At 65.3% G+C, this 22889-nt stretch carries 18 protein-coding genes; 9 read left to right on the forward strand and 9 right to left on the reverse strand.

Annotation, left to right across the window (positions count from 1 at the left end; all coding sequences use genetic code 11):
- The first annotated feature begins 8 nt into the window (after positions 1 to 8).
- The 3 genes from PSEEN_RS18295 to PSEEN_RS18305 are packed head-to-tail and all read left to right on the forward strand — an operon-like array spanning position 9 to position 3256.
- On the forward strand, positions 9 to 821 hold the full coding sequence (locus tag PSEEN_RS18295) for an alpha/beta fold hydrolase (RefSeq protein ID WP_011535041.1): 813 nt from the start codon (positions 9 to 11) through the stop codon (positions 819 to 821).
- The gene (locus PSEEN_RS18300; RefSeq protein ID WP_011535042.1) at positions 815 to 1372 is read left to right on the forward strand and encodes a peptidylprolyl isomerase A; all 558 of its coding nucleotides are present in this window, start codon (positions 815 to 817) and stop codon (positions 1370 to 1372) included. The genes PSEEN_RS18295 and PSEEN_RS18300 overlap by 7 nt, the downstream gene beginning before the upstream one ends.
- Positions 1373 to 1423: 51 nt before the next feature.
- On the forward strand, positions 1424 to 3256 hold the full coding sequence (locus PSEEN_RS18305) for an ABC transporter ATP-binding protein (protein WP_011535043.1): 1833 nt from the start codon (positions 1424 to 1426) through the stop codon (positions 3254 to 3256).
- Positions 3257 to 3327: 71 nt separating this feature from the next.
- Here the strand turns inward: PSEEN_RS18305 and PSEEN_RS18310 are convergent, their stop codons facing one another.
- Entirely contained in the window at positions 3328 to 4455 is a 1128-nt protein-coding gene (locus tag PSEEN_RS18310; protein ID WP_011535044.1) for a GNAT family N-acetyltransferase, read from the reverse strand.
- Positions 4456 to 4694: 239 nt separating this feature from the next.
- On the opposite strand from PSEEN_RS18310, the gene PSEEN_RS18315 reads away from it, so the two are divergent.
- Positions 4695 to 5939 (forward strand): putative porin, encoded by a 1245-nt coding sequence (locus PSEEN_RS18315; protein WP_011535045.1) that lies wholly within the window; start codon positions 4695 to 4697, stop codon positions 5937 to 5939.
- A 179-nt stretch (positions 5940 to 6118) separates the two neighbouring features.
- Here the strand turns inward: PSEEN_RS18315 and PSEEN_RS18320 are convergent, their stop codons facing one another.
- Both PSEEN_RS18320 and hrpA read right to left on the reverse strand, forming a co-directional pair.
- Complete coding sequence (locus PSEEN_RS18320; RefSeq protein ID WP_011535046.1) at positions 6119 to 7240, reverse strand: beta-ketoacyl-ACP synthase III; 1122 nt, start codon at positions 7238 to 7240, stop codon at positions 6119 to 6121.
- 257 nt (positions 7241 to 7497) lie between these two features.
- Positions 7498 to 11403 (reverse strand): ATP-dependent RNA helicase HrpA, encoded by a 3906-nt coding sequence (gene hrpA, locus PSEEN_RS18325; protein WP_011535047.1) that lies wholly within the window; start codon positions 11401 to 11403, stop codon positions 7498 to 7500.
- A gap of 237 nt (positions 11404 to 11640) precedes the next feature.
- Here hrpA and PSEEN_RS26720 point away from each other — a divergent pair, with 237 nt between their 5' ends.
- From PSEEN_RS26720 to PSEEN_RS18335, 3 genes are all read left to right on the forward strand, one after another.
- The gene (locus PSEEN_RS26720) at positions 11641 to 11820 is read left to right on the forward strand and encodes a hypothetical protein (RefSeq protein WP_011535048.1); all 180 of its coding nucleotides are present in this window, start codon (positions 11641 to 11643) and stop codon (positions 11818 to 11820) included.
- 83 nt (positions 11821 to 11903) lie between these two features.
- Entirely contained in the window at positions 11904 to 13268 is a 1365-nt protein-coding gene (locus tag PSEEN_RS18330) for a glutamine synthetase family protein (RefSeq protein WP_011535049.1), read from the forward strand.
- Positions 13269 to 13296: 28 nt separating this feature from the next.
- Entirely contained in the window at positions 13297 to 14604 is a 1308-nt protein-coding gene (locus PSEEN_RS18335; protein ID WP_011535050.1) for an NAD(P)/FAD-dependent oxidoreductase, read from the forward strand.
- A gap of 160 nt (positions 14605 to 14764) precedes the next feature.
- On the opposite strand, the gene fadD1 is transcribed toward PSEEN_RS18335, so the two are convergent.
- A complete protein-coding gene (fadD1, locus tag PSEEN_RS18340; protein WP_011535051.1) occupies positions 14765 to 16462 on the reverse strand; it encodes a long-chain-fatty-acid--CoA ligase FadD1 in 1698 nt (565 codons plus the stop codon).
- A 414-nt stretch (positions 16463 to 16876) separates the two neighbouring features.
- Positions 16877 to 18565: a long-chain-fatty-acid--CoA ligase FadD2 gene (fadD2, locus tag PSEEN_RS18345; RefSeq protein ID WP_011535052.1), complete on the reverse strand. Its 1689-nt coding sequence runs from the start codon at positions 18563 to 18565 to the stop codon at positions 16877 to 16879.
- A gap of 203 nt (positions 18566 to 18768) precedes the next feature.
- Between fadD2 and PSEEN_RS18350 the strand changes: the two genes are divergently transcribed.
- Both PSEEN_RS18350 and PSEEN_RS18355 read left to right on the forward strand, forming a co-directional pair.
- The gene (locus PSEEN_RS18350; RefSeq protein ID WP_011535053.1) at positions 18769 to 19713 is read left to right on the forward strand and encodes an alpha/beta hydrolase; all 945 of its coding nucleotides are present in this window, start codon (positions 18769 to 18771) and stop codon (positions 19711 to 19713) included.
- A 33-nt stretch (positions 19714 to 19746) separates the two neighbouring features.
- Entirely contained in the window at positions 19747 to 20217 is a 471-nt protein-coding gene (locus PSEEN_RS18355) for a MaoC family dehydratase (RefSeq protein WP_011535054.1), read from the forward strand.
- 41 nt (positions 20218 to 20258) lie between these two features.
- Here PSEEN_RS18355 and PSEEN_RS18360 read toward each other — a convergent pair whose 3' ends face one another.
- The 4 genes from PSEEN_RS18360 to PSEEN_RS18375 are packed head-to-tail and all read right to left on the reverse strand — an operon-like array spanning position 20259 to position 22816.
- Entirely contained in the window at positions 20259 to 21497 is a 1239-nt protein-coding gene (locus PSEEN_RS18360) for an RNA polymerase sigma factor (protein ID WP_011535055.1), read from the reverse strand.
- Entirely contained in the window at positions 21497 to 21982 is a 486-nt protein-coding gene (locus tag PSEEN_RS18365; protein WP_011535056.1) for an SRPBCC family protein, read from the reverse strand. The genes PSEEN_RS18360 and PSEEN_RS18365 overlap by 1 nt, the downstream gene beginning before the upstream one ends.
- 21 nt (positions 21983 to 22003) lie before the next feature.
- A complete protein-coding gene (locus PSEEN_RS18370) occupies positions 22004 to 22348 on the reverse strand; it encodes a YciI family protein (protein WP_011535057.1) in 345 nt (114 codons plus the stop codon).
- A gap of 42 nt (positions 22349 to 22390) precedes the next feature.
- Positions 22391 to 22816, reverse strand: a complete 426-nt coding sequence (locus tag PSEEN_RS18375) for a YybH family protein (RefSeq protein WP_011535058.1) — start codon at positions 22814 to 22816, stop codon at positions 22391 to 22393.
- Positions 22817 to 22889 lie beyond the last annotated feature (73 nt).

A 22889-nucleotide genomic window follows, 5' to 3' on the forward strand; every position in this document is an offset into this window, starting at 1 on the left:
CCGCGCCCATGGCCTGTTTCGAACATGACGGTTGCCTGCTGCACTACGAGGAACATGGCCAGGGCGAGCCCCTGGTGCTGCTGCACGGTCTGGGCTCGAGCAGCCAGGACTGGGAGCTGCAGGTGCCCGAGTTCAGCCGCCACTACCGGGTGATCCTCATGGATATCCGCGGCCATGGCCAATCCGCCAAGCCGCGACGCGGCTACCGGATCAAGACCTTCAGCGAAGACCTGCTGGCCCTGCTCAAGCACCTGGGCACCGGCCCGGTGCACTTCGTCGGGCTGTCGATGGGTGGCATGGTCGGCTTCCAGTTCGCCGTCGACCACCCCGACTGGTTGCGCAGCCTGTGCATCGTCAACAGCGCCCCGGAGGTCAAGCGCCGCACCCGCAGCGACTGGATCTGGTGGCTCAAGCGCTGGGGCCTGGCGCGCCTGCTCAGCGTCGAGACGGTGGGCAAGGGCCTGGCCCAGCGGCTGTTCCCCAAGCCCGGGCAAAGCGAACTGCGGCGCAAGATGGCCGAACGCTGGGCACGCAACGACAAGCGCGCGTATCTCAAGAGCTTCGACGCCATCGTCGACTGGGGCGTGCAGGAACGCATCGGCCAGATCCGTTGTCCGACGCTGGTGATCGCCGCCGACCACGATTACACCCCGGTACAACTCAAGGCGCGTTATGTTGCCCTGATGCCCAACGCCAGGCTGGCGGTCATCGACGATTCGCGGCACGCTACACCCCTCGATCAACCCGAGGTCTTCAACCTCACCCTGCTGCAGTTCCTCGCAGCCGCCTCCACCTCTCAAGGATCTTTGAGCCCATGCTGAAAAAACTGCTGCTCACCGCCTGCTCGGTTGCCTTCGCCACCAGCGTCATGGCCTCCGACAAGACCCCGCACGTTGAGCTGGTCACCAGCTTTGGCAAAATCGAGATCGAGCTGAACGCTGAAAAAGCACCGATCAGCACGAAGAACTTCCTCGAGTACGTCGACAGCGGCTTCTACAACAACACCATCTTCCACCGCGTGATCCCGGGCTTCATGGTCCAGGGCGGTGGCTTCACCGACCAGATGGTGCAGAAGAACACCAAGGACCCGATCCGCAACGAAGCCAGCAACGGCCTGCAGAACACCCGTGGCACCCTGTCCATGGCCCGCACCTCCGACCCGAACTCGGCCACCAGCCAGTTCTTCATCAACGTCGCCGACAACGACTTCCTCAACCCGGGCCGCGACCGTGGCTACGCGGTGTTCGGCAAAGTCACCAAGGGCATGGAAGTGGTCGACCAGATCGTCAACTCGCCGACCACCGTCAAGAAAGGCATGCGCGATGTCCCGGCGGACCCGGTGTACATCAAGTCGGCCAAACGCATCGACTGACCACACGCCGCACAGGGACGTGGGTCGGGTCACACAGGAGTCTTGTCACCCATGCTGTACCGTCGTTTCGAGCAACTGATCGACATCTTCCGCGAGGCGCCCACCGAGGCGCCTCCCGGCCAGGTCTGGCCGTTCTACCTGTACTACCTGCGCCAGGTGTGGCCGAGCTTTCTCGCCCTGCTGATCGTCGGCCTGGTCGCCTCGCTGATCGAGGTGGCCATGTTCAGCTACCTGAGCCGGATCATCGACCTGGCCCAGGGCACCCCCAACGTCAACTTCTTCAGCGAACACAGCGGTGAATTGATCTGGATGCTGGTGGTCATCCTGCTGCTGCGGCCGTTGTTCTTTGGGTTGCACGACCTGCTGGTGCACCAGACCATCAGCCCGGGCATGACCAGCCTGATCCGCTGGCAGAACCACAACTATGTGCTCAAGCAGAGCCTCAACTTCTTCCAGAGCGACTTCGCCGGACGCATCGCCCAACGCATCATGCAAACCGGCAACTCCCTGCGCGACTCGGCGGTGCAGGCGGTGGACGCGCTCTGGCACGTGCTGATCTACGCCATCAGCTCGCTGGTGCTGTTCGCCGAGGCCGACTGGCGGCTGATGCTGCCGCTGCTGGTGTGGATTGCCTGCTACATCGCCTCGCTCTACTACTTCGTGCCGCGGGTCAAGGAGCGCTCGGTGATCTCCTCCGACGCTCGCTCCAAGCTGATGGGGCGCATCGTCGACGGCTACACCAACATCGCCACGCTGAAGCTGTTCGCCCACACCGATCAAGAACGCCAGTACGCCCGCGAGGCGATCCGCGAGCATACCGAGAAGACACAACTGGGCTCGCGAGTGGTCACTAGCATGGACGTGGTCATCACCTCGCTCAACGGCCTGCTGGTGGTCAGCACCACGGGCCTGGCACTGTGGCTGTGGAGCCAGTCGCTGATCAGCGTCGGCGCCATCGCCCTGGCCACCGGCCTGGTGATCCGCATCGTCAACATGTCGGGCTGGATCATGTGGGTGGTCAACGGCATCTTCGAGAACATCGGCATGGTTCAGGACGGCCTGCAGACCATCGCCCAGCCGGTCACGGTCAGCGACAAGCCCGATGCGCCGGCGTTGAAGGTCAGCCGTGGCGGGGTGCGCTTCGACCATGTCGACTTCCACTACGGCAAGGGCGGCAAGGTGATCGACGCGTTGAGCCTGGACATCCGCCCCGGCGAGAAGATCGGCCTGATCGGCCCGTCCGGCGCCGGCAAGTCGACCCTGGTCAACCTGCTGCTGCGCCTGTACGACATCGACAGCGGGCGCATCCTCATCGACGGCCAGGACATCGCCGAGGTCAACCAGGCCAGCCTGCGCGCGCAGATCGGCATGATCACCCAGGACACCTCGCTGCTGCACCGCTCGATCCGCGACAACCTGTTGTACGGCCGCCCCGGCGCCAGCGACGCGGAAGTCTGGGAAGCGGTGCGCCGGGCGCGGGCGGACGAGTTCATCCCGCAGTTGTCCGATGCCCAGGGCCGCACCGGCTTCGACGCCCATGTCGGCGAGCGCGGCGTGAAGCTCTCCGGTGGCCAGCGCCAGCGCATCGCCATTGCCCGGGTGCTGCTGAAGAACGCGCCGATCCTGGTGATGGACGAGGCCACCTCGGCGCTGGACTCTGAGGTCGAGGCCGCTATCCAGGAGAGCCTGGAGACGCTGATGCAGGGCAAGACCGTGATCGCCATCGCCCACCGCCTGTCGACCATCGCCCGCATGGACCGGCTGGTCGTGCTGGACAAGGGGCATATCGTCGAGAGCGGCAGCCACAGCGAGTTGCTGGCCCAGCAGGGGCTGTATGCGCGATTGTGGCATCACCAGACCGGCGGGTTCGTTGGGGTGGATTGAGCCACGCGTTGTCCGGTTCGCCGGCAAGCCGGCTCCTACGGTAGGAGCCGGCTTGCCGGCGAACCGGGCTATCAATCCCGGCGATACGGCAACATCCCCCGCGCCTCCTCGGCATAAGCCCGCACCCCGACCCGCTCCTGCCCAAGAAAATCCTCCACCGCCCGCCGCAACCCAGGATGGCGCAGGTAATGCCACGACCGCGTGATCACCGGCTCGAACCCGCGAATCAGCTTGTGCTCACCCTGCGCGCCCGCATCGAAGCGCTGCAGCCCCTCGGCGATGGCCAAATCCATCCCCTGGTAGAAGCAGGTTTCGAAATGCAGCCGATCGAACTCATCCAGGCAGCCCCAGTAACGCCCGTACAGGCTGTCGCCACCCAGCAGGCTCAAGGCCATGGCCACGTCCCGACCGTTCTGCCGGGCGATCACCACACGGATGGCCTCGGGCATGCGTTCGCCGACCAAGCTGAAGAACGCCCGGGTCAGGTACGGCGCGCGACGGCGCACGGCATAGGTGTTGGCATAGCAGAGGTAGACGAAATCCCACTGCGCCTCGCTCAGCTCATCGCCCTTGTACCAGGCGAATTCGATCCCCTGCCCGGCCACCTGCTCACGCTCCTTGCGCATCTGCTTGCGCTTGCGCGAACTGAGCGTATCGAGGAAGTCCTGGAAGTCCCGATAACCACGGTTACGCCAGTGGAACTGGCAGCCCAGGCGCTCCATCCAGCCCGGCAGGCTGGCAATGCTGGCGTCCAAGGCTGAATCCGTGAAGTTGATGTGCGCGCCGGACAACCCGCCCTTCTCGAGGTATTCCGGAATCGCCTGCAACAACAGCAAACCGTCGGCAGGGTCACTGGCCAGCAGCCGTGGCCCGCTCACCGGGCTGAACGGCACGGCCCCCAGCAACTTGGGGTAGTAGGCGATGCCCGCGCGCTCACAGGCATCGGCCCAGCCATGGTCGAACACGTACTCACCGAAGGAGTGCCACTTGCGATAAGCCGGCAGCAGTGCGCGCACCTCGCCATCACGCTCCAGCACCAGGTGCTCGGCGGCCCAGCCGGTATCGGGTACCACACTGCCGCTGTCCTCCATGGCCGTGAGGAACGCATGGCGCAGGAACGGCTGGCCGTCCGGCACCAGCGCGTCCCAGGTGGTCGCCGGCAGGTCGCGCAGGTGGGCAAGGCTGTGGAGGCTGGTCACATCGGCAACTCGCAGGACAAAGAACGCCAGTATTGCCAAACCGACCGTGACACTCAAATGACAGGCCGCTTACTTCACAGCAGTGCCACTGTTTAGACATTATTCTGTCATTCCCCCTCGCAATACTTGCGCCTGTTTTCCGGAACCCCAGAACCTGTCTATTCAGGCCCTTTCCGAAGACATGCCAACTTGGGGGTGGGCGCTTGAGCCTCCCCACTTTTTTCCAACGGGAGAACCTTATGCGTCTTGTTTCTACACTTACCGGAGTGAGCCTCACCGGCATGATGCTGGCTCTGAGTACTCCGGCCAGTGCTGCTGTCGACGCCAAGCTGCTCGAAATGCTCCGCGCCAATGGCTCGATCAACCAGGCGCAGTACAACGAACTGCAGGGCGACCTGGCAAAGGAAACCAAGGAAAAGGCCGACCAGAAAGCCCAGTCCGAGCGCCTGAGCTCCTTCGAACAGAAAGTGGCATGGGCCGCCAAGACCCAGATCAAGGGTGACGTGCGCCTGCGTTACGAAGACGTCAACGTCGACAACCCGATTGCCCGCAGCGGCAACCAGGACCGCGAGCGCGTCCGCGCCCGTGTCGGCTTCTACAGCGAGATCAACCCGCAGGTCGACGCCGGCGTGCGCGTGGCCACCGGCAGCAGCGCCGACGCCCGCTCCACCAACCAGAGCCTGGACAACTACTTCGAGAAGAAATCGCTGTGGGTCGACCTGGCCTACCTCGACTGGCACCCGACCGCGGTCCCCAACCTGCACCTGATCGGCGGCAAGATGAACCAGCCCTGGGTGAGCATGGGCGACATCATCTGGGACAGCGACATCAACCCCGAAGGCGTGGCGGTCACCTACAAGACCAACCTGGGCGGCGCCGAGCTGTTCGGCAGCGCCGGCCACTACAACCTGAAAGACAACGTCGACGGCGACGGCGTGCAGTTCAAGCACGACGCACAGCTGTACCACGGCCAGCTGGGTGCCAAGTTCAACGCGGCCGACACCGTCAAGCTCACCGTGGGCGGCAGCATCTACGGCTACGACAACGACAAGGAATCCGCGGCGCTGCGCTCGCTGGGCAACACCACCAACGAGTTCAACCTGGTGGAAGGCTTCGGCCAGCTGGACTTCACCGGCTTCGCCATCCCGCTGTCGGCCTATGGCCAGTTCGTCAAGAATACCGAGAGCACCGACGGCAAGGACAAGGCCTGGCTGGCCGGCCTGAAGACCAAGCTGGGCGCCTGGAGCCTGGACTACAACTACCGCGACGTGCAGCGTAACGCCGTGGTCAGCCTGTTCACCGACTCCGACTTCGGCAACGGCTTCACCGGCTCGCGTGGTCACAAGTTCAAGGTCGGCTACGAGATCGACAAGAACTTCACCGTCGGTGGCGCCTACCTGATGGCCAAGACCGACTATTCCAACCTGCCGAACAGCGACGCCGACGTCGACACGCTGCAGGTGGACCTGGAAGCCAAGTTCTAAGCCATCGCGCCCCTGCGTTGCTCAGGCGGGAAATGCCGACCCCATCCGGCATTTCCCGCCTTTTTTTGCCTTGTAGAAATGCGCAGCCCCTTCGCCGGCAAGCCGGCTCCTACAGGAGATCGCATCCCTCGGTAGGAGCCGGCTTGCCGGCGAAGGGGCCGGTAAAACCTCTACAAGACTCAGCGCTTGCGCAGCACCACGCTACCAATCGAATACCCCGCGCCAAACGAGCTCAGTACACCCAGCGAGCCCTTGGCCAGGTCATCCTGGTACAGGTGGAAGGCAATCACCGACCCCGCCGAACTGGTGTTGGCATAACGGTCGAGGATCACCGGCGCATCTTCCTCCGCCACTTCACGCCCCAGCAGCTTCTTGACGATCAGGTGGTTCATGCTCAGGTTCGCCTGGTGCAGCCAGAAGCGCTTGACGTCCGAAGGTTGCAGGTCGTTCTCGGCCAGGTGCTGGCCGATCAGCTCGGCGACCATCGGGCAGACTTCCTTGAACACCTTGCGGCCTTCCTGCACGAACAGTTTGTCCTGCGCGCCGATGCCCTCTTCCGCCGCGCGGTTGAGGAAGCCGAAATTGTTGCGGATGTTGTTGGAGAACGCGGTCAGCAGCTTGGTGCTGACGATGTCGAACTGGTGCTTCGAGGTGGCCAGGTCGGCACGCTCGACCAGCACGGCGGTGGCGGCATCGCCGAAGATGAAGTGGCTGTCGCGGTCACGGAAGTTCAGGTGGCCGGTGCAGATCTCCGGGTTGACCACCAGCACCGCGCGGGCCTGGCCCAGTTGCACGCTGTTGGCGGCGGTCTGGATGCCGAAGGTGGCCGAGGAGCAGGCCACGTTCATGTCGAAGGCAAAACCCTGGATGCCCAGCGCCTGCTGCACTTCGATGGCGATGGCCGGGTACGGGCGCTGCAGGTTGGAGCAGGCGACGATCACCCCGTCGACATCGGCGGCGCTGCGGCCGGCACGTTCCAGCGCCTGGCGGGCGGCGGCCACGCCCATCTCGCAGAGGATCGACTGCTCGTCGTTGCTGCGCTCCGGCAGGCGCGGCTTCATGCGCTGCGGGTCGAGGATGCCGGCCTTGTCCATGACGAAGCGGCTCTTGATGCCCGAGGCCTTCTCGATGAAGGCCGCGTCGGACAGCGGCGCCGCCACGACCTCGCCACGCTCGATGGCGGCGGCGTTTTCAGTGTTGAACTGCTGCGCCCAGGTGTTGAAGGAGGCCACCAGTTCTTCGTTGGAAATGCTCTGGGCCGGGGTGTACAGGCCGGTGCCGCTGATCACGACGTTGTGCACGGTCGTTCCTCTGGTCTGGGGCCGGCGCCAGACGGGCGCAGGCCAAAAATTGGGGTTCGATACTGGCACCTTGGTACCAGTTTACAATCGTAATAATCCGTAATGGCGAGGGCTTTGCCCTCGATCGCGGGTAAACCCGCTCCTACAGGGACACCACCGGCTTCAGAATCGGCGATAACCCTGTAAGAGCTGGCTTGCCAGCGAATGGGCCGCAATGCGGCCGCAAATTCCTGCAAGTGTGCCACAAATCAGCGAGGTTAGGCTTCCACCAGACTCCACTGCTTGCTCAGGCGCTTGTCGGAAACCGGCACCTTGGTGCCCAACTGCTGACCGAACAACGACACCCGGTACTCCTCCAGCAGCCAACGGTACACGGTCAGCTGCTCGTCACGCTTGCCCTCCTGGGCATGCTTGTCGGCCCGGGCCTTGTACTGCGCCCAGCAATTGGCCAGTTCGCCGCTCCATACCCGGTCCTTTTGCACCTGCGAACCCAGCTTCTCCAGGCGCAGTTCCACCGCCTTGAGATAACGCGGCAATTCCTTGAACCAGGCGCCCGGCGTCTCACGTACGAAGCCTGGATATACCAGATTGGCCAGTTGTTGCTTGATATCGTTGAGCGCCACCGCCTGGGTCAGGTCGATCTTGCCCTTGAAGCGCTTCTGCAAACCATGCCACAGCTTCAGCACCTCCAGCGTCTGGCGCGCCAGGCGCTCGGCATGCTCGGCCCAGTTGCCACGCTTGCGCTCGGCCAGCGAAGCGAGGCCTGCGCCGTCACGCGGCAACGGGTCTTCGCCTTCGAGCACACAGCTGTCCAGGCTGGCCAGCAGGATGTCCTCCACCAGCGCCTCGACCCGACCCAGCTCGCGGTACAGCAAGCCCAGCTCGGTCAGCCCCGGCAGCTTGCCGCGCAGGAACTTGGCCGGCTCCGCCAACTGCTGCAGCAACAGGCGCTGCAAGGCGCGGCGGTGCTGGAATTCAGCTTCGGCCTGGGTCGAGAAGCGCCCTTCGCGCACCGTGCCGTTATCCTCGACCAGCGCCGGGTACACGGTCATCGACAGCCCGGCGATCTTCTGCTGGGCGGTCTGCGCCACTTGCGAGAACGCCTTGGCCTGTACCGGTTGCTCGGCCTTCTCGTTACGCGGCAGGGCCAGCGCGGCCTGGCTGGCGGCGGCGAAGCGCGCAGTCAGCTCGGCCAGGTCGCGGCCTTCGCCAAGGAACTTGCCCTGGGCGTCGACCACCTCGATGTTCATGCGCAGGTGCCCCTCGACCAGGCTGGCGGCTTCGGCCCAGGCCTCGTCGGACACCCGTGCCCCGGTCATGCGCAGCAGCTCATGGCCCAGCGCCTGGGGCAGCGCGCCCTGCCCGAAGGCCAGGCGCGACAAGGCCGCCTTGACGAAGTCCGGCACCGGCACGAAGTTCTTGCGCAGGGCCTTGGGCAGGTTGCGCACCAGGGCGATGCACTTGGCTTCCAGCAGGCCGGGCACCAGCCACTCCAGGCGCTCGCCCGGCAGGTTCGGCAGCAGCGGCGCCGGCACCCGCACGGTGACGCCGTCACGTGGGTGGTTCGGTTCGAAGTGGTAGCTCAGCGACAGGCGCAGCTCGCCCACCTGCAGGTGGTCCGGGTACTGCGCGGCGGTGACTTCGCTGGCCTCGCGGGCCAGCACGTCTTCCTCGCGCATGATCAGCAGGTTCGGGTCCTTCTGGCTGGTCATCCGGTACCAGGCGTCGAAGGTCGCGGTCTGGTGGATTTCTTCCGGCAAACGCGCTTCATAGAAGGCGTACAGCGTCTCTTCGTCGGCGAGGATGTCACGTCGGCGAGCCTTGGCCTCCAGTTCGTCCAACTGTTCGAGCAGGCGCTTGTTCGCTGCCAGGCACTTGGCCCGCGACTGGATCTCGCCGCCGACCAGGCCTTCGCGGATGAACAGCTCGCGGGAAGTGGCCGGGTCGATCGGGCCGAAGTGCACGGGCCTGCGGCCGACGATGATCAACCCGTACAGGGTGATCTGCTCGTAGGCCACCACCTGCCCGCGCTTCTTCTCCCAGTGCGGCTCGAAGTGGTTCTTCTTGATCAGGTGGGTGGCCAGCGGCTCGATCCAGTCCGGCTCGATCTTGGCCACCATGCGCGCATACAGCTTGGTGGTTTCCACCAGTTCAGCAGTCATCACCCACTGCGGGCGCTTGCGGCCGATACCGGACGACGGGTGAATCCAGAAGCGGCGCTGGCGCGCGCCTTGGTAGTCGCCCTCTTCGGCCTTGTGGCCGATCTGGCTGAGCAGGCCGCTGAGGATGGCCTTGTGCATGCGTTGGTAGTCGCACGGTTCCTTGTTCACCGTCAGCTGCAGGTCGCGGCAGATCAGCGCCAACTGGCGATGGGCATCGCGCCACTCACGCAGGCGCAGGTAATTCAGGAAGTTCTTGCGGCACCAGTTGCGCAGCGGGCTGGCGGTCAGCGCCTGGCGTTGCTCCTCGAAACCGCGCCACAGGTTGACCAGCGCGGCGAAGTCGGAATCGACGTCCTTCCACTGCGCGTGGGCCTGGTCGGCGGCCTGCTGGCGCTCCGGCGGGCGCTCGCGTGGGTCCTGCACCGACAGGGCGCTGGCGACGATCAGCACTTCCTGCAGGCTGCCCTGGCGCGCGCCTTCGAGCAGCATGCGGCCCATCCGCGGGTCGATCGGCAGGCGCGCCAGCTGGCGCCCCAGCGGCGTGAGCTGGTTCTCGCGATTGACCGCCGACAGCTCCTGCAGCAGGTTGAAGCCGTCGCTGATGGCCTTGCCATCCGGCGGCTCGATGAACGGGAAGGCATCGATGGCGCCCAGGCGCAGGTGCAGCATCTGCAGGATCACCGCGGCCAGGTTGGTGCGCAGGATCTCCGGGTCGGTGAATGCCGGCCGGCCGTTGAAATCATCCTCGCTGTACAAGCGGATGCAGATACCCGGCTCGACCCGGCCGCAGCGACCTTTACGCTGGTTGGCGCTGGCCTGCGAGACCGCCTCGATCGGCAGACGCTGGACCTTGGCGCGGTAGCTGTAGCGGCTGATGCGCGCGGTGCCGCTGTCGATCACGTAGCGGATGCCCGGCACGGTCAGCGAAGTCTCGGCGACGTTGGTCGCCAGCACCACGCGCCGGCCGCTGTGGGACTGGAAGATCTTCTGCTGCTCGGCCGGGGTCAGGCGCGCATACAGCGGCAGGATCTCGGTGTGGCGCAGCTGGGCCTTGCGCAGGATCTCGGCGGCATCGCGGATCTCTCGCTCGCCGGGCAGGAACACCAGCACGTCGCCCGGGCCCTTGCCCTGGCTGCGCTCGTGGTGGGCAATCTCGTCGAGGGTGGCGAGGATCGCCTGGTCGACGGTGAGGTCGTCCTCGACCTGGTTGCCCTCCTCGTCCTGCTCGCTGGTCAGCGGGCGGTACCAGGTGTCCACCGGGTAGGTGCGGCCCGACACTTCGATGATGGGCGCGCCGTCGAAGTGCTGCGAGAAGCGCTCCAGGTCGATGGTCGCCGAGGTGATGATCAGCTTCAGGTCCGGGCGGCGGTGCAGCAGGGTCTTGAGGTAGCCGAGCAGGAAGTCGATGTTCAGGCTGCGCTCGTGGGCCTCGTCGACGATGATCGTGTCATAGCGTTCGAGGAAGCGGTCGTGCTGGGTCTCGGCCAGCAGGATGCCATCGGTCATCAGCTTGACCAGGGTGTTCGAATCGCTCTGGTCCTCGAAGCGCACCTGGTAGCCGACCAACGCCCCCAGCGGTGTGCCCAGCTCCTCTGCAACCCGCGCCGCCACGCTGCGCGCGGCAATTCGCCGGGGCTGGGTGTGGGCGATCAGGCCGTGGCTGCCACGGCCGAGTTCCAGGCAGATCTTGGGCAACTGGGTGGTCTTGCCCGAACCGGTCTCGCCGGCGATCACCAGCACCTGGTGCTCGGCCAGGGCCTTCTTGATCTCGTCGCGCTTGGCGGCGATGGGCAGGCTGTCGTCGTAGCGGATGGTCGGCACGCTCTGCTGGCGCGCGGTGACCTGGGCGCAGGAGGCCTGGACCTTTTCCACCCACTGCGCGAGCTTGCCCTCGTCGGGGCGCTTGCGCAGCTCATGCAGTTGCCGCCGCAGGCGATGGCGGTCGGCGATCATGGCGTGGTCGAGGTTTTGCAGCAACTGGTCGATGGCGTGGTCTGTCATGGGGCTTTTTAGTGATGCAGGTGAGGCCTGCTTTTTCATGATCGGCATTCGTAAGGGGTGGGATTGTCGCAGATTTGCCGGCCTGATGCTGCCTGTACCGGCCCTTTCGCCGGCAAGCCGGCTCCTACACCTAGCCCACCCTGTAGGAGCCGGCTTGCCGGCGAACCCCTTCAGAATGTTTACCCAACCCTGGAGTGAACGTCGCCATTCACTGCTTTAATCAACGTTACGCACCGTGTGAGTATCCAGAGCATGCTCCCCGACCCGATCATCGCCCGCCCGCTGTCCCGCCCTTCGCAAGCGAAGGCCAGGGCCCGTGCCGGCGAGAATCCGCTGGTCCACATCATTCTCGCCTTCTGGGCCCTGTGGCACTGCCGCCATGCGCGCCCACCGGATACTTCGCTCAAGCACCCCTGACCCAACCCGGCCATCAACGGCCGATTGACTCAGCCTGACCGCTCGCCTGCGCGGCGGTCGTGCGTGCCATGAGCGAACCCACCATGCACTTTGCACCTGTAGAGCAAGCCCGACGATTCCTGGCCGACAACCCCGATATCGACCTGATCGAACTGTTCATCCTCGACGCCAACGGCGTGCCACGCGGCAAGCTGCTGCACCGCGAGGAACTGCTGGCCGTGTTCGACACCGGTCGTCCGCTGCCCAGCACCATCCTCGGCCTGACCCTCAACGGCGACGACGTGGAAAACTCAGGCCTCGTGTGGGATGTCGGTGACATCGACTGCCGCGCCTACCCCTTGGAAGGCAGCCTGGTACGCCTGCCCTGGCGCCGCGTGCCGACCGCCGCCGTGCAGGTCAGCATGCACCCCAGCGAAGGCCTGCCGGCCAGCATCGCCGACCCGCGCCACGTGTTGATCCAGACCATCGAAGCCCTCAAGGCCGACGGCTATCACCCGGTCATGGCCTGCGAGCTGGAGTTCTACCTGCTCGACCAGCAACGCGACGCCAAGGGCCACCCACAGCCGGCGCTGGACAACGACGGCGGCCGCCCCCGCACCACCCAGGTGTATGGCCTGCGCGAACTGGAGCAGATCGAGCCGTTCCTCGCCGACCTCTACGCCGCCTGCAAGGCCCAGGGGATTCCCGCCCGCACCGCCATCTCTGAATACGCCCCCGGCCAGGTGGAAATCACCCTGGAGCACGGCGACGCGCTCGAAGCCATGGACCAGGCCGTGCGCTACAAGCGCCTGGTCAAGGGCATCGCCAACGCCCACGGCATGCAGGCCTGCTTCATGGCCAAGCCGTTCGCCCAACTGGCCGGCACCGGCATGCACATGCACCTGAGCCTGGCCGACGCCGCCGGCCACAACCTGTTCGCCAGCGAAGACAAGGCCGGCACGCCGCTACTGCGCCAGGCGGTGGCCGGCATGCTGCGCCACCTGCGCGAGTCGCTGCTGCTGTTCTGCCCCAACGCCAACTCGTTCCGCCGTTTCCAGGCCAACAGCTATGCGCCACTGGCGCCGACCTGGGGCGTGGACAACCGCACGGTCAGCCTGCGCGTGCCCGGCGGCCCGGCCAACAGCCGGCATATCGAGCACCGCATCTGCGGCGCCGACGCCAACCCCTACCTGGCCGCCGCCGCGATCCTCGCCGCCACCCACCAGGGCATCCGCGAGCAGCTCGACCCCGGCGCGCCGGTCGAGGGCAACGGCTATGCCCAGGCCACCGAGCACCTGCCCACCGACTGGCTCACCGCCCTCGACGCCCTGGAGCGTTCGAGCTGGGCCCGCGAAGCGCTGGGCGAGGCATTCCTCGGTGTGTACCTGAAGGTCAAGCGCGCCGAGTACCGCCAGTTCATGGCCGAAGTCAGCGAACAGGACTGGCGCTGGTACCTGCACCAGGCCTGAGCCCACGAGATTACAAGAAGGAACCACCATGAACGCAGCAGTGAACAACGGCGCGGCCCAGCGCGCGCCGTCCTATTACAGCGCCACCCTCAACGACCCGACCGAATACCCCACGCTCAAGGGCACGGTGCAGGTGGACGTGGCAATCATCGGCGGCGGCTTCACCGGCGTGGCGACCGCCGTGGAACTGGCCGAGCGCGGCCTGAAGGTGGCCATCGTCGAGACCAACCGCATCGGCTGGGGCGCCAGCGGGCGCAATGGCGGCCAGGTCACCGGCAGCCTGTCGGGCGACGAGGCCATGCGCACGCAGATGCGCGATCGCCTCGGCAGCGAGGTGGACGACTTCATCTGGCACCTGCGCTGGCGCGGCCACCAGATCATCGAGCAGCGCGTCGAACGCTACGGCATCCAGTGCGACCTCAAGCGCGGCCACCTGCACGCGGCAATGAAACCGTCGCACATGAACGAACTGCGCGCCTTCGAGGCCGAGGCCCAGCGCCGCGGCATGGGCGACCAGGTGCAACTGCTCGACCGCAGCGCCATGCAGCGCCACCTGCAGAGCCCGCTGTACCTCGGCGCGCTGAAGAACCGCCGCAACCTGCACCTGCACCCGCTCAACCTGTGCCTGGGCGAGGCCCGCGCCGCCCATGGCCTGGGGGCGCTGATATTCGAGAACTCCGAAGTGCTGGACATCGTCCATGGTCCGCGCCCGGCCGTGGTCACCGCCCAGGGCCGCATCGAGGCGCGCCAGGTGATGCTGGCCGGCGACGTGTACCACAAACTGGAAAAGCGCCAGCTCAAGGGCAAGATCTTCCCGGCCATGGGCGGCATCGTCACCACCGCGCCACTGGGCGAACTGGCCGAGCAGATCAACCCCCAGGACCTGGCGGTGTACGACTGCCGCTTCGTCCTCGACTACTACCGCCTGACCGCCGACAAGCGCTTGCTGTTCGGGGGCGGCGCCAACTACTCCGGGCGTGATTCGCGGGATATCGAGGCCGAGCTGCGCCCGTGCATCGAACGCACCTTCCCGGCGCTCAAGGGCGTGCCGATCGAGTTCCAGTGGAGCTGCGCCATGGGCATCGTGGTCAACCGCATCCCGCAGCTGGGCAAGCTGTCGGACAACGTCTGGTACTGCCAGGGCTATTCCGGGCACGGCATCGCCACCAGCCACATCATGGGCGAGATCATGGCCGAGGCGTTGACCGGGACGTTGGAAAAGTTCGACACCTTCGCGGCGTGCAAGCACATCAAGGTGCCGATGGGGGACTTGCTGGGGAACCCGTTGCTGGCGGCGGGGATGTGGTACTACCAGATGCTCGAGAAACTGCGCTGAGTCTTAACCCTACACAACCTCTCTGTGGGAGCGGCCTTGCGTCGCGAAAGGGGTGCGAAGCACCCCCATCGATTGATGCGTTGTCGCTGATATCCTGGGGCCGCTTCGCGACCCTTTCGCGACGCAAGGCCGCTCCCACACCGATCGCGCAGGCTGCGGGTCAGGCGATCTTCTTCAGGCCCTGCTTCTTCAGCTCTTCATCACGCAGCTCACGGCGCAGGATCTTGCCAACGTTGGTGGTCGGCAGCGCATCGCGGAACTCGATGTAGCGTGGCACCTTGTAGCCGGTGACGTTGGCGCGCATGTGCTCCATCACCTGCTCCTTGGTCAGGGTCATGCCCGGTTTGACCACGATGAACACTTTGATCACCTCGCCGGACTTCTCGTCCGGCACGCCGATCGCCGCGCTCTGCAGCACGCCCGGCAAGGCGGCGAGCACGTCTTCGAGCTCGTTCGGATACACATTGAAGCCCGAGACCAGGATCATGTCCTTCTTGCGGTCGACGATGCGCATGTAGCCATCGGGCTGGATCAGGGCGATGTCACCGGTCTTCAGCCAGCCATCGCTGTCCAGGATCTCGGCGGTGGCCTCTTCGCGCTGCCAGTAGCCCTTCATGACCTGCGGGCCCTTCACGCACAGCTCGCCCACTTCGCCCAGGGGCAGTTCCTGGCCGTTGTCGTCGATGACCTTGCACAGCGTGGAGGGCACCGGGATACCGATGGTGCCGACCTGGTTGGCATCGGACGGGTTGACCGCCGCCACCGGGCTGGTCTCGGTCATGCCATAGCCTTCGCAGATGGCGCAGCCGGTCACGGTCTTCCAGCGCTCGGCCACGCTCAGTTGCAAGGCCATGCCGCCGGACAAGGTGATCTTCAGCGCCGAGAAGTCCAGGTTGCGGAACGCCTCGTTGTTGCACAGGGCAACGAACAGCGTGTTCAAGCCGACGAAGCCGCTGAACTTCCACTTGCCCAGTTCCTTGACCATGGCCGGCAGGTCACGCGGGTTGCTGATCAGGATGTTGTGGTTGCCGATCAGCATCATGGCCATGCAATGGAAGGTGAAGGCGTAGATGTGGTACAGCGGCAGCGGCGTGATCAGGATCTCGCAGCCTTCGTGCAGGTTCGAGCCCATCAGCGCACGGCACTGCAGCATGTTGGCGACCAGGTTGCGGTGGCTGAGCATCGCGCCCTTGGCCACGCCGGTGGTGCCGCCGGTGTACTGCAGCACGGCCACGTCGTTGGGCTGCGGGTTGGCCTCGGTGACCGCCCCGCCCTTGCCCAGCGCCAGGGCGTCGTTGAAGCGCACGGCGCCCGGCAGGTTGTAGGCCGGCACCATTTTCTTCACGTACTTGATGACGCTGTTGATCAGCAGGCGCTTCAGAGGTGGCAACAGGTCGGCCACTTCGGTGACAATGACGTGTTTGACCTGGGTCTTGGGCACCACCTTTTCCGCCAGGTGCGCCATGTTCGCCAGGCACACCAGCGCCTTGGCGCCGGAGTCGTTGAACTGGTGCTCCAGCTCCCGCGCGGTGTACAGCGGGTTGGTGTTGACCACGATCAGGCCGGCGCGCATGGCGCCGAACACGGCGACCGGGTATTGCAGGACGTTCGGCAGTTGCACGGCGATGCGATCGCCGGGCTTGAGGTCGGTGTGCTGCTGCAGCCAGGCGGCGAAGGCACCGGACAGCGCGTACAGCTCGCCGTAGGTCAGGGTCTTGCCCAGGTTGCTAAAGGCTGGTTTATCGGCAAAGCGTTGGCAGGATTGCTTGAGTACCGCCTGGATATTGGGGAATTCGTCAGGATTGATTTCCGCCGTGACCCCGGCTGGGTATTTATCCTTCCAAAAATGTTCGATCATGGAAGCCCGCTCCTTCAGCAACAGCGAATTCGGTATGCGTCGATGCGCTTATTATTGATATGGGATGACGGTTCATTGCAAACCGGATCATCTGAAAGCGCGCCGAGAGTAACAGCTTTGCCAGGGGTCGCCTAGAGGCCAGGATAGGCTGAATGGTCACAAAAATGACTCAACGAACAATACAGGTCATTTTTAGAGTAATTATCCAAAATGTCGCAATAACGGCTGAAAAGGCCGAGATAGAGCCGCCAGAACCGCTACAGGAATCTGTGTGAGCGGGTTCACTCGCGAATGCGGTAGTGAACCGACCCACCCATTCGCGGGTAAACCCGCTCCTACAGGAAGCGCACCGGCCCGTTCGCCGGCAAGCCGGCTCCTACATTGAATCGCGCCGGGCGCCACACCTGTTAAACCTCACGCGATATCACGCAACTCGCGCCGCAGGATCTTGCCCACCGGTGTCATGGGCAGCGATTCGCGCACGACAATCTGCTTGGGCACCTTGTACCCCGTGAAGTTGGCCTTGCAATAGGCCTTGAGCTCATCGACATCGAGCCCGCCCTCGCGCGCCACCACGAACAACTTGACCGCCTCCCCCGAACGCTCGTCCGGCACGCCGATGGCCGCGCAGTTGGCCACTTGCGGGTGGTTCATCACCACGTCCTCGATCTCGTTGGGGTACACGTTGAAGCCGGAGACGATGATCATGTCCTTCTTGCGGTCGACAATGCGGGTGAAGCCGTCCGGGTCGATGATCGCGATGTCGCCGGTCTTGAACCAGCCTTCAGCGTCCAGCGCCTGGGCAGTGGCCTCCGGCTGCTGCCAGTAGCCCTTCATCACCTGCGGGCCCTTGATGCACAGCTCGCCCCGCTCACCCAGCGCCTGCTCGAGGCCGGCATCGTCGATCACCTTGAACGCGGTGTTCGGCACCGGCATGCCCACGGTGCCCAGGCGCGCCAGCTGGCCGTAGGGGTTGGTGCTGGCCACCGGCGAGGTTTCGGTCAGGCCATAGCCCTCGACGATGCGGCAACCGGTCAGTGCCTCCCAGCGTTCGGCGGTGGCCTTGACCAGGGCGGTGCCCCCCGAGTTGGTGACCTTCAAGGCGGAAAAATCGAGCGACTTGAAGCCAGGGTTGTCCATCAGCGCGACGAACAGGGTGTTCAGCCCCAGCAACGCCGAGAAGCGCCACTTGCCCAGCTCCTTGATGAAGCCCGGGATATCCCGCGGGTTGGTGATCAGCACGTTGTGGTTGCCGGTGACCATCATGCACATGCAGTTCGCGGTGAAGGCATAGATGTGGTACAGCGGCAGCGGCGCGATCATCACCTCCTGCCCTTCCTTGATCAGCGGCTGGCCGTCGGCGCCGCGCTGGCCGAAGCAGGCCAGGACCTGGAGCATGTTGGCGACCAGGTTGCCATGGGTGAGCATCGCGCCCTTGGCCAGCCCCGTGGTGCCGCCGGTGTACTGCAGCACGGCGACATCGTCCAGCGCCTGCGATACCGGCTTGTGGCCGAGCCCGCGCCCCTGGCGCAGCACCTGCTTGAACGACACGGCCTGGGGCAGGTGATAAGCCGGCACCATCTTCTTCACCTTGTCGACCACGGTGTTGATCAGCCAGCCCTTGAGCGCGGGCAGCATGTCGCCCATCTTCGCCTCGATCAGGTACTCGATGCCGGTGTCGTGCAGCACTTCCTGCACGCGCTTGCCGAACATGTTCAGGTAGACCAGGGCGCGGGCGCCGGAGTCCTTGAACTGGTGGCGCATCTCGCGCTCGGTGTACAGCGGGTTGGTGTTGACCACGATCAGCCCGGCGCGCATGGCGCCGAACACGGCGATGGGGTATTGCAGGACGTTGGGCATCTGCACCGCGATGCGGTCGCCCGGTACCAGCTCGGTGTGCTGCTGCAGCCAGGCGGCGAAGGCCGCGGAGTAGCGGTCGAGCTCGGCGTAGCTGAGGGTCACCCCCAGGTTGCTGAACGCCGGGCGGTCGGCGAAACGCTTGCAGGAGCGCTCGAAGACATCGACGACAGACTTGTAAGCATTCATGTCAATGGTGGAAGGCACGCCCGCCGGGCGCTTGTCGTTCCAGAAATCGGCTTGCATTTATTGTTGTTCCTCTGCCGGGACCGTCCCTGACCTGATCGCCGGGTGGCAAAAAGGCGTTCTGCCGACGTTAGCAGCAATGTCGAAGGTGGCAAATACGCCAAGTGCCGCCATTAACATTGTGAATCTTATTTCTGCCCTTCCTGCAATCTGGCCCTTTGCGCATACACTGTGTGGTCAACCTCAGCGCGCAAGGACCCGCCATGCCCCACGACGCCTTCTGGCTCCCCGCCAGCGAGCATTGCAGCCTGTATGTGCACCAGTGGCTGCCGAGCAAACCGGTCAAGGCCGTGGTGTTGCTGGCCCATGGCATGGCCGAGCACGCGGCGCGCTACCAGCGCCTGGGCCACGCCCTGAACGATGCGGGCTACGCCCTGTTCGCCCACGACCAGCGCGGCCATGGGCGCACCGCCGAGCTGGGCAGCTTGGGCCTGTTCGCCAGCCATAATGGCTGGAATGCCGTGGTCAACGATCTGGGCCTGCTGGCCCAGCACATCGGCCAGCAGTTCCCCGGCACGCCGCTGTTCCTGTTCGGCCACAGCATGGGCAGCTACATCGCCCAGGCCTACTTGCTGCACCACAGCGCCAGCCTGCAGGGGGCCATCCTCAGCGGCTCCAACTTCCAGCCCGTGGCGCTGTACCGCGCCGCGCGCCTGATCGCTCGGCTCGAAGCCTGGCGCCAGGGCCCGCTGGGCAAAAGCGCGCTGATCGACTGGCTGTCGTTCGGCTCGTTCAACAAGGCGTTCAAGCCCAACCGCACCGCCTTCGACTGGCTCAGCCGCGACGCGGCCGAGGTGGACAAGTACGTCGCCGACCCGCTGTGCGGCTATCGCTGCAGCAACCAGCTGTGGCTCGACCTGCTGCAGGGCCTGGCGCAGATCAGCCAGAAGCAGAACCTCGCGCAGATCGATCCGAACCTGCCGATCTTCGTATTGGGCGGCGAATGTGATCCGGTGAGTGCCGGCAAGCGTCTCACCCTTTTGGCCGATGCCCTACGCGCGACCGGCAACCGCCATGTGCAGTTGCGCGTCTACCCGGGCGCTCGGCATGAAGTGCTCAATGAAACCCATCGCGACGAGGTCACCGCCGACATCATCGGCTGGCTGGAGCAGGCGCTGGCCCTTGGCCGCCCCGCCCGCAGTGAATGATAGGCGCCCTCGCCCCCTCACAAGGAAGCCCCGATGACCCAGGTCACCAACACGCCTTACGAAGCCCTCGAAGTCGGCCAGAAAGCCGAATACCAGAAGTCCGTCGAAGAGCGCGACATTCAGCTGTTCGCCGCGATGTCCGGTGACCACAACCCGGTGCACCTGGACGCCGAGTTCGCCGCCAAGAGCATGTTCCGCGAGCGCATCGCCCATGGCATGTTCAGCGGCGCGCTGATCAGCGCCGCGGTGGCCTGCACCCTGCCGGGCCCCGGCACCATCTACCTGGGGCAGCAGATGAGCTTCCAGAAGCCGGTGAAGATCGGCGACACCCTGACCGTGCGCCTTGAGATTCTCGAGAAGCTGCCCAAGTTCAAGGTGCGCATCGCCACCAACGTCTATAACCAGAACGACGAGCTGGTGGTCGAGGGTGAGGCCGAGATCCTGGCGCCACGCAAGCAGCAGACCGTCGAGCTGGTGAGCCCGCCGAATTTCGTGGCGAGCTGATTGCTCGCACGGGGGCCTTGCCGGCGAACAGCCCGTACTGACTAGCCCAGCTCCCGCAGGCGCCGCTCGATATGCCGGCGCTCCGGCCCCTGACGGGCCAACGCCAGGGCCTGGCGCCAGGCGCCGCGGGCCTGTTCGACATGGCCCAATTGCCGATGCAGCTCCGCCCGCGTGGCATGGGCCAGGTGGTAGTCGCCCAGCTCGCCCCGTTCGAGAATCGCCTCCACCGCCCGCAGCCCCACCGCCGCGCCATCGCGCCTGGCCAGCGCCGCTGCCCAGTTCAGTTCCACCACCGGCGACGGCCAGTGGCGCAACAACAGCTCGTACAACCCGACGATCTCCGCCCAGTCCGTCGCCTCGGCACTGGGGGCCTCGGCGTGCAGCGCGGCAATCGCCGCCTGCACGCTGTACGGGCCAATCTCGCGGCCACCCAGGGCCTGGCGCACCAACTGGCAACCTTCCTCGATCTGCGCGCGATCCCACAGGCCACGGTCCTGCTCATCGAGCACCACCAGTTCACCCTCGTGGTCACTCCGTGCACGCTGGCGCGACGCCTGCAGCAGCATCAGCGCCAGCAGACCGAGCACTTCCGCGTCCGGCAGCAACTGCGCCAGCAGGCGCCCCAGGCGGATCGCCTCGTCGGTCAGCTCGCGGGTAACCACATCCTCCCCCGACGACGCCGAATAGCCCTCGTTGAACACCAGGTAGATCACCCGCAACACGCTCTCCAGGCGCTCGGGCAGCTCGGCCAGCGCCGGCACCTGGTACGGGATCTTCGCATCGCGAATCTTCGCCTTGGCCCGCACGATGCGCTGGGCGATGGTGGCCGGGCTCTGCAGGAAGGCGCGGGCGATCTGCTCGGTAGTGAGGTCGCAGACTTCACGCAGCGTCAGCGGCACCTGGGCATCGGCCGCCAGTGCCGGGTGGCAGCAGGTGAAGATCAAGCGCAGGCGGTCGTCGGCCAGCAGCTCCTCTTCGCCCGGGTCCTGGGCCTCGCCTTCGAGCAGCATGATCAGGTCGGCCTGTGAACGGTCGAAACGGGCGCGCCGACGCAAGGCGTCGATGGCCTTGAAGCGCCCGGTGGAAACCAGCCAGGCGCGCGGGTTGTCGGGGATGCCGTCGCGCTGCCAACGCTCCACGGCGATGAAGAAGGCATCGTGCATGGCCTCCTCGGCCAAGTCGAAATCGCCCAGCAGGCGGATCAGCGTGGCCAGGATGCGCCGCGACTCCTGGCGGTAGACGGTCTCGACCTGCCGGCGAACCTGTTCGGTGGGGGTCATCAGTCCGGCATCCGCTGGGTCACCACCTCCACCAGGCGGTCCAGGCTTTCTCCCCAGCCCTGGTGGAAGCCCATTTCCTCATGGGCGCGGCAGTCGGCGGCGGTCCAGTGCCAGGCGCGGGCGGTGTAGCGGGTCTTGCCCTGCTCGTCGTCGAAGCTGACCACCGCGGTCATGAAGGCCTTGTCGGAGGGCACCCAGCCAGGGCGAAAGGCATCGGTGAACACCAGCCGGTGCGGCGCATGGATTTCCAGGAACACGCCCTGGTGGGGGTACTCGGTGCCGTCGGGGGCGCGCATGAGGGTGCGGAACAACCCGCCCGGCCATAACTGCATCTCGCATTCCGGGGTGGTCATGCCATGGGGGCCCCACCACTGCATCAGCCACTCCGGCTCGGTCCAGGCGCGGAACACCTTGGCGGGCGGGGCGTCGATCAGGCGGCTGATGGCCAGCTCATGCTGGGGTTGTGCCGGTTGTACCAGAGTCATTGTTGTCGTTCTCCATCCGGTTCAGGGTTGCAGTTCGCGTACCGGCCGCACCTCGACGCTGCCGACTCGCGCGGCCGGGATGCCCTTGGCGATGTTCAGCGCCTCGTTGAGGTCACGGGCGTCGACCAGGTAGAAGCCGGCCAGCTGCTCTTTCGTCTCGGCGAAGGGGCCGTCGGTCAGGCTCATGCGGCCACCGCGCACGCGCACCGTGGTGGCGGTTTGCACGGGCTTGAGCGCCTCGGCGGCGAGCATCCGCCCTGAGCCCTGGATGGACTCGGCGTAGGCCATGCATTCGGCGTCTTCGGGGCTGTCGGGCAGGCTGTGCAGCAACCCCTCGTCACAATAGACCAGGCACAGGTATTTCATGATCGTCTCCAGGGTGAGGTGGCGATAGGCGGTCGACGGCGTTCAGGGTTTGAGATCGAACAGCGCTTTTTGCGTTTCCATGTCGAACGGTGCCGACCAGTGCTCATGGATCACCTGCCACTGCCCGGCGTTGCGCCGGTAGCCCACGGTGACGCGCATGAAGCCGCACTGGCTTTCGTCGTCCGCCGGGCCGCAGCGGTTGAGCCAGTGGGCCAGGCCCAGGTCGCCGTCGGCATGCACGGCCAGTTGCGCCACCTCGAACACCATGGGGCCGGTGCAGTAGCCCATGCACATTTCCCAGTGCGCGCGGTAGGCGGCCTTGCCCTTGAATTGCAGGGCCTGGATGGCGTCGAAGGCAAGAATGTCGTCGGCGTAGGGGGCGACGATGCGCGCCACATCGCGCTCGCGCACGGCCTCGATCCAACCTGCGATCAACTGGCGAATTTCGTTTTCGGCTGCGGTGTTCATCGGTGTTTTCTCCGAAGCATCTTCAGCAAGTGGCGCCAGGGCATTCCGGCGCCTTCAACACTGGTCGAACGGG

The organism is Pseudomonas entomophila L48 (assembly GCF_000026105.1).
GTDB classification, from domain to species: domain Bacteria; phylum Pseudomonadota; class Gammaproteobacteria; order Pseudomonadales; family Pseudomonadaceae; genus Aquipseudomonas; species Aquipseudomonas entomophila.